General features: G+C 37.7%; 11 protein-coding genes. All 11 read left to right on the top strand.

Features of this window, described 5'->3' with window-relative positions; all coding sequences use genetic code 11:
- Positions 1-106: 106 nt before the first annotated feature.
- The 11 genes from KO495_RS01300 (at position 107) to KO495_RS01250 (ending at position 11,033) form a co-directional block, all read left to right on the top strand.
- The gene (locus KO495_RS01300) at positions 107-547 is read left to right on the top strand and encodes a hypothetical protein (protein WP_215978592.1); all 441 of its coding nucleotides are present in this window, start codon (positions 107-109) and stop codon (positions 545-547) included.
- A 192-nt stretch (positions 548-739) separates the two neighbouring features.
- Positions 740-1,432: a M50 family metallopeptidase gene (locus tag KO495_RS01295; RefSeq protein WP_215978591.1), complete on the top strand. Its 693-nt coding sequence runs from the start codon at positions 740-742 to the stop codon at positions 1,430-1,432.
- A gap of 10 nt (positions 1,433-1,442) precedes the next feature.
- Positions 1,443-2,426: an alpha/beta hydrolase gene (locus KO495_RS01290; protein ID WP_215978590.1), complete on the top strand. Its 984-nt coding sequence runs from the start codon at positions 1,443-1,445 to the stop codon at positions 2,424-2,426.
- Between the two features lie 342 nt (positions 2,427-2,768).
- Positions 2,769-4,424: a long-chain-fatty-acid--CoA ligase FadD gene (fadD, locus tag KO495_RS01285; protein ID WP_354668351.1), complete on the top strand. Its 1,656-nt coding sequence runs from the start codon at positions 2,769-2,771 to the stop codon at positions 4,422-4,424.
- Positions 4,425-4,545: 121 nt separating this feature from the next.
- Complete coding sequence (locus tag KO495_RS01280; RefSeq protein ID WP_215978589.1) at positions 4,546-5,625, top strand: nitroreductase family protein; 1,080 nt, start codon at positions 4,546-4,548, stop codon at positions 5,623-5,625.
- An 87-nt stretch (positions 5,626-5,712) separates the two neighbouring features.
- Positions 5,713-6,885, top strand: coding sequence for a polysaccharide pyruvyl transferase family protein (locus KO495_RS01275; protein ID WP_215978588.1), 1,173 nt, complete (start codon positions 5,713-5,715; stop codon positions 6,883-6,885).
- A gap of 71 nt (positions 6,886-6,956) precedes the next feature.
- Positions 6,957-7,352, top strand: a complete 396-nt coding sequence (gene gspG / locus KO495_RS01270) for a type II secretion system major pseudopilin GspG (protein WP_215978587.1) — start codon at positions 6,957-6,959, stop codon at positions 7,350-7,352.
- Positions 7,349-9,007, top strand: a complete 1,659-nt coding sequence (locus KO495_RS01265) for a GspE/PulE family protein (RefSeq protein WP_215978586.1) — start codon at positions 7,349-7,351, stop codon at positions 9,005-9,007. Before gspG ends, KO495_RS01265 begins: the two co-directional genes overlap by 4 nt.
- The gene (locus KO495_RS01260; protein ID WP_354668350.1) at positions 9,004-10,206 is read left to right on the top strand and encodes a type II secretion system F family protein; all 1,203 of its coding nucleotides are present in this window, start codon (positions 9,004-9,006) and stop codon (positions 10,204-10,206) included. The genes KO495_RS01265 and KO495_RS01260 overlap by 4 nt, the downstream gene beginning before the upstream one ends.
- The gene (locus KO495_RS01255; protein ID WP_215978585.1) at positions 10,190-10,627 is read left to right on the top strand and encodes a type II secretion system protein; all 438 of its coding nucleotides are present in this window, start codon (positions 10,190-10,192) and stop codon (positions 10,625-10,627) included. The genes KO495_RS01260 and KO495_RS01255 overlap by 17 nt, the downstream gene beginning before the upstream one ends.
- Positions 10,617-11,033 carry a prepilin-type N-terminal cleavage/methylation domain-containing protein gene (locus KO495_RS01250; protein ID WP_215978584.1) on the top strand — a complete coding sequence of 139 codons (417 nt, stop codon included), beginning with the start codon at positions 10,617-10,619 and terminating at the stop codon, positions 11,031-11,033. The genes KO495_RS01255 and KO495_RS01250 overlap by 11 nt, the downstream gene beginning before the upstream one ends.

Raw genomic sequence — 11,033 nt, 5'->3', positions numbered from 1 at the left:
AACACACTGTCCGCCGCGATTAAAACGCTTTTATCTCGAACAAAATTTAACCGCGAAAGATCAACAGTCCCTAGTCAAAACAAGTTTTTTTTGCTAAATTGAGCTTATGCAAATAATTAATTCATCTACTCACTTAGCCGCTAACGCTGGTGTTAATCGTACCGCGTCTAATTCAGAAAATGACGTAGCGTTTGACGCTGTCCGTTCGTTAGAGCTTAGAGACAATAGGGCTCGACGCGATGCCATTAATCCAGATGAAAAAAGTAATCAAACAACAGCGAAGCAAGAGCAGCAAAACTTTGAGCTTAATGACAGCAAGTTAGCGATCATAGAAAAGCACCAAGCGAGTGAGCATAACTTTCATGCAGGTAATACCCAGTTAGCATCTAACTCAAATAGCGCTTCGTTTGCTCAAACTAACCAAGGCAGTTATAAAGAGCAAGTTTCTTCGCAAAACCATATAGCGGTCTCTACCTATTCAGCCGTTAACAATATAGCGCAACGTGAAAGCGTACAAAAGCTCTTTGGCGTCGACTTATTTGCTTAATGCTATATCACTTTATGTATAGTTGTTATGTATAGTAGCTGTTATGGTATTAGCTCACTACTCATGTAGTATTTAAACAATATTTAACGTGCAGTTTTCGCTATACTCGTTCATATTATTCCATTAGCTTGCCTTTTTTATCGCTCTTTTCCTGTAATTAATTTTTATAACTTACTTTATAAATAACCTTATATGACCAACTACTCTACTCACAACTCAAGCAATAAAACCGTTGGCTTTTGGCAAAAATACCAATTTTATTGGTTACTCATCGCCGCGATTATTATTCGACAAATTCCCTTTGTTGCTCTTCCTTTTAATTGGCTCGAAAGTTATTTTCATGAAATAAGTCATGGTGTTGCCGCTTTAATTACTGGCGGTAATATTATACGTATTCAGTTGTTTGCTAATGGTGCTGGCTTATGTACAACGCAAGGTGGTTTTAGTTTTTTAATTAGCTTTTTAGGTTATGCCGGCGCAAGCTTTTGGGGCTGGGGAATATATCGTTTAGCACAAGCTCACCAGCGTGTCGCACAATTTTTTTCGGGTGCTATTTTATTGCTGCTACTTTGCTCTGTTATATTTTGGAGTCGCGATTTATTAACCTGGGTTATTTTAGGGTGTTTAATCACTATTTTTGTGTTAACGATTAAAGTGCAACAGCTACGTTACTTACAAGTTGTTATGCAATTTTTAGGGATAAGTATTTTATTAAATAGCTTATTTAGCCCGTTTTATTTATTAGATGGTCGCCATGTCGGTGATGGTGCAACATTAGCCTCCATGACTTTTATCCCTGAGATTATTTGGGTTGCTATTTGGTGTTTAATCGCATTATTTGCGCTGTACGCACTCGCGCCTAAAAATGCTTCTTCGTTAAAATAGGTGGTAAAAAATGACTTCGCTAAACAATACCACACCAGTAGTAACCCCACTAGTAAAGCCAATCATAGCGCCAATAGCGTATCAATTAAATGCCTTAACCTTAGCAGGGTTAACGTGTGTTAATAAAAGCAGCCCTAATAACAATGTCACGCACAGCAATGACAACCACGCTAATGCCAATCACAGTAATGAGCGTATTGTTTTATGTTTACATGGTTGGTTAGACAATGCGGCGAGTTTTTTGCCACTGCTTGAGGCTTTAAATAAAACTGACTTGTTAAATACAAAAGTTATCGCAATTGATTGGCCTGGGCATGGTTTATCAGAGCATCGTAGCCCTGGGGCTCACTATCATTTTTTTGATTATGTTTATGATCTTCTTGAGTTACTTGAAATAAATCAATGGCAAAAAGTTGATGTGGTTGGTCACTCTATGGGCGGTATGATCGCCAGTGCTTTTGCTGCCGCTTTTCCTGAAAAAGTACGGACATTAACACTCATCGATGCATTGGGCTTTATTTGCGAAGATGAAAGCCAAGCCACGCAACAATTGCGCAAAGGTATGCAAGCACGACTTAAAAATAAGCAAGCACAACAACGTAATCCTATTCGATATTTTCCTTTATCTACTGCTGTTAAAGCGCGTTTGTTAGTGTCAGACTTAACAGAAAATAACGCGACGTTATTAGTTAAGCGGGGATTACTTGAAACAGAACAAGGCATGTGCTGGCGCTCAGATAGTCGTTTAAGAATTTTATCACCTTATCGGTTAACCCTCGGTCAAGCACAGCAAATGATGCAAGATATACAATGTCCGGTTAAACTTATTTATGCAGATAGAGGCCTTAAAATGGTACAAGAGCATTTAGCTACGGCAACTCAACTTATTGCTAACTTTAGTGTTACCGAACTACATGGCGGACACCATATTCATATGGAAAATCCTAGCGAGGTTACAAAAATTTTAAATGAATTTTGGTCGGTTCAGCATTAAGAGTAACACCAAGTCACGCTGGCGTTAAAGTGTACGAAAAAGTATTATTTATTTGCAAAATTAAAACACTCGTTTAAAAAACTGGTACATTGCAGATAAATTTGATAAAACTTCAGTGTTCATATAATTAAAACAATAAAAATAACTATAGTTGTTATAAAAAGTACAATAATCATTAAATTATTCAAAGAAATCAGTTCATCAAATGTCATGAATTGAAGCACAGTCATCACTCAGGGGCATGCGTCTTGATTAATTACAGGTATAATAACGATAATTAAATCTGCGCTATAGTTAAAACAATAACAAATAACAGTGAAACAGCTGTCGAGGAAAGTAATTGTGGAAAAAATCTGGTTAGAAAAAAGTTACCCAAGTGACGTACCGTTTGAAATCGATGCAGATAAATATCCGTCATTGGTGGCTATGTTTCATAAATATTCCACTAAATATGCCGACAAAACTGCTTTCATTAACATGGGCGTTGGTATTACTTACCAAGAGCTAGCGACACAAGCAACAGCGTTTGCTGCGTATTTACAACAAGACTTAGGACTTAAAAAAGGCGACAAGTTTGCCATTATGGTGCCTAATTGCTTGCAATACCCTATTGCTTTATTTGGTGCGTTACTCGCTGGATTGACCGTGGTTAATGTTAATCCGCTATATACCGCGCGCGAGCTTGAGCACCAATTGAAAGACTCTAATGCTAAAGCAATGCTTATTATTGAAAACTTTGCTAGCACCTTAGAAAAAGTTATTGATAAAACACCTGTAGAGCGTGTGATTATGACATCGCTTGGCGATCGCCTAGGTTTTGTTAAAGGCGCAATTGTTAATAGTGTTGTTAAATACGTGAAAAAAATGGTGCCAGCATTTCACTTACCTAATACTATACGTTTTAATAAAGCGGTAAGTGAGGGAATGAACCTTAACTTAAGCGCTGTTGAATTATGTGGCGATGATTTAGCTTTTTTACAATATACAGGTGGTACTACAGGCCCATCGAAAGGAGCTATGCTAACCCACCGTAATATGGTGGCTAACTTACAACAAGCTAAAGCGGCTATTTCACCGTTATTAAAAGAAGGGGAAGAGCTAATAGTTACTGCTCTACCGCTTTATCATATCTTTGCTTTAACCGCTAACTGCTTAACCTTCTTCACCTTAGGCGGTAGTAACTTACTGATAACTAACCCAAGAGATATGCCTAATTTTGTTAAAGAGCTAAGTAAATATCCTTTTACGGCGATTACTGGCGTAAATACTTTATTTAATGGTTTATTAAATACTCAAGGTTTTAATGAGTTAGATTTTAGTCACTTAAAAATGTCATTGGGTGGTGGTATGGCAGTACAGCGACCGGTAGCAGAGCGTTGGCAAAATATTACCGGTACACGTTTACTTGAAGGCTATGGTTTAACCGAGTGCGCACCATTAGTCACATTAAGCCCATATAATTTAACTGCATACGACGGCAGTATTGGTATTCCAGCTTCATCGACTGACATTAAAATTATGTTAGAAGATGGCAATGAAGCACCATTAGGTGAGTCAGGCGAAATGTGGGTAAAAGGTCCACAAGTGATGCGTGGTTACTATAATTGCCCAGAAGCAACCGATGAAGTACTTAAAGAGGGTTGGCTAGCGACGGGTGATATTGCCTTTATGGATGAAAAAGGCTTTTTTACTATTGTTGATCGCAAAAAAGATATGATTATTGTCTCTGGCTTTAATGTTTATCCTAATGAAATAGAAGAAGTGGCGGTAATGCATGAAGACGTACTTGAAGCTGCGGCCATTGGCGTTCCACATGACGTTAGTGGCGAGATGGTTAAATTATTTGTTGTCGCTAAGAATGAAACCTTAGATGAAGCAACATTAATTAAACATTGCCGTGAAAACTTAACTAATTATAAAGTGCCTAAAATTGTTGAGTTTAGGAAAGAGTTACCAAAAACCAATGTGGGTAAAATACTAAGGCGAGAGTTACGTTAATTCTGCTTAGTTGCTCAATTAAACCAAGGGGCTACTCAATATAAACAGCTAGCTAATCATAAGCTAGCTGTTTATACTTTAACGATCGATATGTCATTTACTTAGCAGCATTTCTGAACTCATGCGTCAATTGATCAAAAAAATATTACCCAGTAAGCTACTTTTACAAATAAAAGCATTAATTCATCGTACTCATCAAGCCTCTCTACCTTTTTTTGCAAAAAATCCCTTTTTAGCCAAATGCTACTTTAGTTTTTTTAACAATGCTTATCAAAGAGAGCAATTTTCTATTTTACAAGGCATGTTAAATTATAATGTTCGCACTAAACACTCTGCGCAACAAACATCAAACCCATTATTAAGACGCAATACTCACCGCTTAGAAAAAGGCTTAATAATGAAACCATTAAAGCCTATTTTTGCCTTAGACTATATTGAAGAAACTCAAGCTGCCTTGTTTTTCGCTATCAACTCAGAGCAACATCAAGCTGATGAAATAGCTTGGGCAAGTGCAGTACTTGCAAGGTTTTATCAAAGTGTAGACTTAACACAAAGTACGTTATTAGCTACCTTAGCAGCTGAGTTTTACAACAAGCAGTTTGCATACGATTTAAGCTTAACTCCTTATCAAAATAGTGAATTAGCGAAAGCACCATTATCTTATCAAGAGTTTGCGCAATTTATTGATACTAGGCGTTCAACGCGCTGGTTTAAGCAAAGCCCTGTTTGCCGTGAAAAAATCAAGCAAGCGGTTACATTAGCCTCACAAGCTCCGAGTGCCTGTAACCGACAGCCTTATGAGTTTTATGTAATAGACCAAGAGCCGCTGCTTAATAAAGTGAGTAAGCTGGCGATTGGTGGTGGTGGCTTTGCGGATAATATTCCTTGTTTAATAGCGCTTATTGGTGATTACTCATGCTATGAACATGAAAGAGATCGTCACGTTATTTACATAGATGCAAGCTTAGCCGCAATGCAATTTATGCAAACATTACCAACACTAGGGTTGGCATCTTGTCCGATGAACTGGCCTGAGCTGAAAGTGGTTGATAATAAAATAAGCCAGTTATTAGGGTTGCCACATTATAAAAAAACTATCATGTTAATTGCCGTAGGGGAGCCAGTATCAGATGGTGGTATACCGTACTCTCAGAAAAAGTCTGCAGAGCAATTAATACACTTTGTTAATACTTCTGAGTAGCTTAATAAAGTAAACTTATCAGAAGTCTATAAAACAATATCGAGAGGTAGTGTTTTAGGCTTCATTTGAAATAATTAGGACAATAGATTGTTAAATATTGAAATTAAAGGCGTTCAGTTCTCTAATAAAGGTGCTGAATTGATGTTAGTTGCTATTCTCGAACAGCTAGATAAAGAGCTAGGAGAATATCAGATCACTTTATCTCCAGGTCCCCATCTTCCTTATCAACAAAGAGCACGATTAGGTGCATGGCAAAAATTAAGCTTTCGTCGTGGAAAAATAGACCTAACGGGTTTTTTTGCTAAGTTGCCAACTAGGTTACTTAATTTTTTTAAGCGCTATGGCTTAGTTACTGAGAAAGATGTTGATGTAATACTCGATGCAAGCGGTTTTGCTTATGGTGAACAATGGGGAGTTAAGTCATTAGCTCACACCGCAAAAGAAGTTGCGCGTTTTCACCAGCAAGGTAAAAAATATATTTTTCTACCTCAGGCGTTAGGTCCTTTTTATCGCGCTAATATTCGTGATTATGGGCAAACTGTTTTTTCCAAAGCAAGCTTAGTTTTTCCTCGCGATGATAGTTCATATCAAGCGGTGACAGAATTGCTTGTTAATCAAGGTATAGCACACGTTATACAAAGCCCTGACTTTACATGCTTAGTTGAACCAGAGCTGCATTGCTCAATTGAGAAAAGTGAAAACCAGGCACAAACTCTGTGCATTATTCCTAATAATAAAATGGTCTCTAAATTCCACCATGAAAATGCCAGTGTTGATGAGCAAAGTTACCTTGATTTTTTAGTTAACGCTGGTAAGCATTATCAAGGCTTAGGTTGGCAAGTGGTTTTACTGAATCATGAGGGTCATGAAGATCAGGCAATCTGCCAAAAAATAGCAGAGCAATTAAGTGGTGATATAACGATTAAGCAAGGTCTATCAGCTGTGGGTATTAAAGCCTATATAGGCGAAATGGACGCGGTATTATCGAGTCGATTTCATGGCTGTGTCAGTGCTCTAATTCAAGGTGTCCCTTGTTTAGCAACAAGTTGGAGTCATAAGTATCAAATGTTATTTCAAGAGTACGGTGTTAGTGACAACGTACTTGATTTTAAAATGACAAAAAACGATATGGTCGATCAATGTACCGTTTTTAATGACAGCCTTACAGCTCAAAAGACACAATGTTTGACTCATGCTCAGCTAGTTAAAGAGCAAACTAGAAATATGTGGAAACAAGTTTTTACTATCCTTAAGGCATAGTATATCGACAAGGCTATAGTGAGTTGTTAAACTCATGCGATCAGAAAACCGTGGTTTATTAGGAGTTAAAAATGAAAAAGAATAAAGGTTTCAGCTTAATGGAGCTGATGATTGTACTTATTATACTTGGCTTATTGGGCTCATTAGTTGCGCCAAAACTATTTTCAAAAGTTAGCTCATCAAAAAAGAAAACCGCAGTAGCGCAAATGCAAATGTTTGAAACCGCTATTGACACTTACCGTTTAGATATTGGTAGTGTCCCTTCAAGCTTAGAAGAGCTACGTAGCAGTGAGAACCCAAGCTGGGATGGTCCATACTTACCTAAAGCATTACCTTTAGATCCTTGGGGAAAACCTTATATTTATACCGTACCAGGACCTAACAATGCACCTTACGGCATCATGTCTTATGGGCTAGATGGTAAAGAAGGTGGTGAAGATGAAAGTGCGGATGTTATTCATCAATGATAGCTCTTGTTCAATTGTTAGAAGAACGCTTTGATATTAGTGTTACAGACATGGAAAAAGCGAAAGCTTATCAAAATCGTTACGACGGTCGTTTAGAACAGATTTTGGTCAACATGGGCTGCTTAACTGAAGATGATCTAGCGCCGCTTTATAGTCAGTTGTTATCTTATCCGTTATTTAATGCAGATAATTGGCCTAACTGGCAGTTACCGACTGTAGATATCTCTATATTATTAAAGTTAAAGTCTTATGATTGCTTATTATTAAAAGTGAGCAGTGAATCTTGGACTATTGCAGCGAAAGACCCGTTAAATATTGATCTAATTCAGTACTTACAAAATCAAAATGTTGAGTTTGATATTTCTGTTGCGTCAGAGTCGCAATTGCAAGTGTTCTTTTATGAAATTCAAAGTCAAAGTGATATTAATATTGAAAATGAAGAGTTAACAGGTGATGAAGAAGCGAGATTACGTGAACTTGCATCAGAAGCGCCCACAGTTAATTTATTAAACTCTTTAATAACAAAAGCACTTGCTCGAGGTGCCTCAGATATGCACTTAGAGCCACATATCGGTCGTTTTCGTGTTCGATACCGTATTGATGGCGTTTTACATGAAGTCGAAACACTAGCACCTAAGATGCGGTTACCAATCACCACACGTTTAAAGATTCTTTCGGGGATGGATATTGCTGAGAAGCGCCGCCCTCAAGATGGAAAGATAGAAATGCGCATAGCTAATCAAGAGCTAGATATTCGTGTTTCAGCATTACCACTGAATGACGGAGAAAGTATTGTACTTCGCTTCTTACTGAAAGAGTCTATTAAATACGATATGTCGATTCTAGGGTTATCTCAAGATACTCAAACACTTATCCAACAAGATCTAAAGAAAACGACAGGGGTTATTCTATTAACGGGCCCTACAGGTTCAGGTAAAACAACGACACTTTATACGTTCTTAAATGAACTAAACAATCCAGATGTAAAAATAATTACACTTGAAGATCCTGTTGAATACCAACTTGATGGCGTAAACCAAGTACAAGTGAATCCTGATATAGGTTTTGACTTTGCTGCTGGTATTCGCTCTATCGTTCGTCAAGACCCCGATATTATTATGGTAGGTGAAATACGAGATGCAGAAACGGCACGTATTGCATTGCAATCAGCGTTAACAGGGCATTTGGTTTTTAGTACTGTTCATACAAATGATGCGGCAAGTGCTTATACCCGTTTACTGGATCTAGGTGTTGATGAGTTTTTACTTAATGCTGCGTTAGTGTCTGTGGTAGCCCAGCGTCTCGCTCGCAGGTTATGTGAAAAGTGTGCAACTCCCGTTAGTCATACTGAAGAGCTGATGAGTAAATATCCATTACAAAAAGTAGCTGATAATGCAGGCATTCAAGATATTACTATCAAAGAAGCTGTTGGTTGTGAGCACTGCAATCATAGTGGCTATAAAGGGCGTATTGCTATAAATGAATATTTGCGCTGTGATGATGCTATTAAAGAAATCCCTAAAAATGATCAGTTCATTAACAAAGCTAAAGCACACAATCATCAATTAAAGCGTCGTGACTTACTTGAGGATGGCTTATATAAAGTTATTACAGGTGTTACCACGATTGAAGAAGTTTTAAGGGTTGCAGGGTGATTGAGTTTGAATATAAGGCTGTTGACTCTCAAGGCGATCGCCATCAAGGGACTATTGACGCTGAAAATAAAATTGAAGCGCTGAAGAAGCTGCAACATGAGGGGTTAAACCCTATGTCAATTCAGGCCGTATCAAAAAATACCGGTTTGTCAGGACTATTTTCGCAAAATGTCACATTGGATCAACTTGAGTTTTTTACGAGTGAATTAGCATTGCTGCTAGAAAGTGGTATTAGAGTCGATAAAGGGATTGATATCATCCGTCAATCTAATGCGAGCCCAGCATTAAACCGCTTATTAAATCAAATATCATCGGCCTTGAAAAAAGGGGCTTCACTGAGTGAAGCTTTTGCTAAACATGAAAGTATTTTTGGTCCTTTATATATCAGCTTACTAAAAATTGGTGAAACCTCAGGTAACTTACCTGAGGTGTTAAATCGCCTTGCTGATGATTTAAAGTTCCAAAAAGATTTACGATCTCAAATATCCGCGGCACTAACTTATCCTGCAGTAATATTCTTTGTTTGTATTATGGCGGTTTACTTCGTTTTGACTTTCATTGTGCCTAAAATGGCCGGTATTTTTACCGACTTATCTTTAGCGCCATGGTACACGCAAGTAATTATCAATGTCAGTAACTTTTTTGTTGATTATCAAGCTATTATTATAGGTGGCGTTGTTGGCTTGTTAGTGGCCTTGAGTTATGCATTGAAAAAAACTGAAGTTAAAAGCTGGTTTTATGTTAAGGCTTCGCACTTGCCTGGTATTGGGAGTATTATTTTAACGGCTGAACGTATACGTTTTGCACAGTCAATGGCAATGATGTTAGAGGCCGGTTTACAGCTTGATACTACATTAGAGTTAACGGCAAACACATTAAAACAAGATGAATTAAAACGAGATGCTAAACAAGCACTTAAACAATTGAAATCAGGAAAACAGCTGAGTCAGGTGTTAGCAAAAACACGTATTTTTCCTGACTTTTTCTTATCTATTATTAAGGTTGGTGAAGAAACTGGTCGCTTACCTCGAGTATTTAAAGAAGTTGCTAGCCGAAGCAAAAATGACTTAGAGCAAGTGATTAAAAAGTTAACAACAATGCTAGAACCAATTATGTTGATTTTTATGGGGGGGTTTGTTGGTGGTATCGTAATTTCAATGCTAATGAGTATGGTATCAATTAATGATGTCCCTTTCTAAGTCTAAAATCACCACAAGACTATCGGGTTTTTCGTTAATTGAACTTATGGTTGTCATGGCTATTATTTCCATCTTGATGGGGATGACCGGTGGCTTAGTTACTAAAACAGTGGCACAGCAAGAGCGTCAGGTTGAATTAGAAAAAGTAAAACACCTTTTTAAACAGTTAAGCTATCGAGCCTTTTATGAAGGTTTGCCCTTTCAAGTGACACTGCAAGAAAATAAGATACAAATCACCCAAAATGAGCAACAGCAAGTTATTAGCTTTAAACAGCTCGTTTTTGTTCCCCAAGATTACAGCATATCAACCAAAGCGGTTATAACCCCAACAACCTTTGGTATTTTTTGGCAGGAGGCACCGCGTCACTTTGCTGTTGGCAGCGTCTTCGAGCCTTATGAGTTTAATGATAATGAAGAATAATCGTGCCAATCAAGGTTTTACACTGATAGAAGTGTTAATTGCAGCAATTATATTGTTTGCTTCTATAGCACTTGTTGCCGAGTTATTTTCTGCATCATCGCTATCATCAAAAAAAGCGATTCGTGTTGCGGAGTATAACCAAGCAGTACCATTGATCAACCGAATAATTAAATCAGAAATTCAAAGTAAAGCAGTCGATTTAAGCTTGTCGTCGTTTAGTGGTGAACTATTAGCTTTTGGTGTTGACTTTCAATGGCAAGCAGAAAGGATCTCTTTACTTTCTCCACCGTTGGAGCCAGATAGTAATGTCGCTAGGGCAGCTACATTTGGTCTGTTCAACGTTACGGTCTTTACTCAACATAACGATGTTAAAGGTGAATACACTTTTGCAGTTGCAACCTGGTAG

The sequence above is a fragment of the Colwellia sp. D2M02 genome (genome assembly GCF_018860755.1).
GTDB classification, from domain to species: Bacteria; Pseudomonadota; Gammaproteobacteria; order Enterobacterales; family Alteromonadaceae; genus Colwellia; species Colwellia asteriadis.
The sequence above is the reverse complement of the archived record's forward strand: the minus strand, read 5'-3'. Positions and strand labels throughout refer to the sequence as shown.

Bases quoted from the DNA above. Each gene is read 5' to 3' on its own strand.
- KO495_RS01300 (WP_215978592.1), top strand. From the start codon at position 107: ATGCAAATAATTAATTCATCTACTCACTTAGCCGCTAACGCTGGTGTT.
- KO495_RS01295 (WP_215978591.1), top strand. From the start codon at position 740: ATGACCAACTACTCTACTCACAACTCAAGCAATAAAACCGTTGGCTTT.
- KO495_RS01290 (WP_215978590.1), top strand. From the start codon at position 1,443: ATGACTTCGCTAAACAATACCACACCAGTAGTAACCCCACTAGTAAAG.
- KO495_RS01280 (WP_215978589.1), top strand. From the start codon at position 4,546: ATGCGTCAATTGATCAAAAAAATATTACCCAGTAAGCTACTTTTACAA.
- gspG (WP_215978587.1), top strand. From the start codon at position 6,957: ATGAAAAAGAATAAAGGTTTCAGCTTAATGGAGCTGATGATTGTACTT.
- KO495_RS01265 (WP_215978586.1), top strand. From the start codon at position 7,349: ATGATAGCTCTTGTTCAATTGTTAGAAGAACGCTTTGATATTAGTGTT.
- KO495_RS01255 (WP_215978585.1), top strand. From the start codon at position 10,190: ATGATGTCCCTTTCTAAGTCTAAAATCACCACAAGACTATCGGGTTTT.
- KO495_RS01250 (WP_215978584.1), top strand. From the start codon at position 10,617: ATGAAGAATAATCGTGCCAATCAAGGTTTTACACTGATAGAAGTGTTA.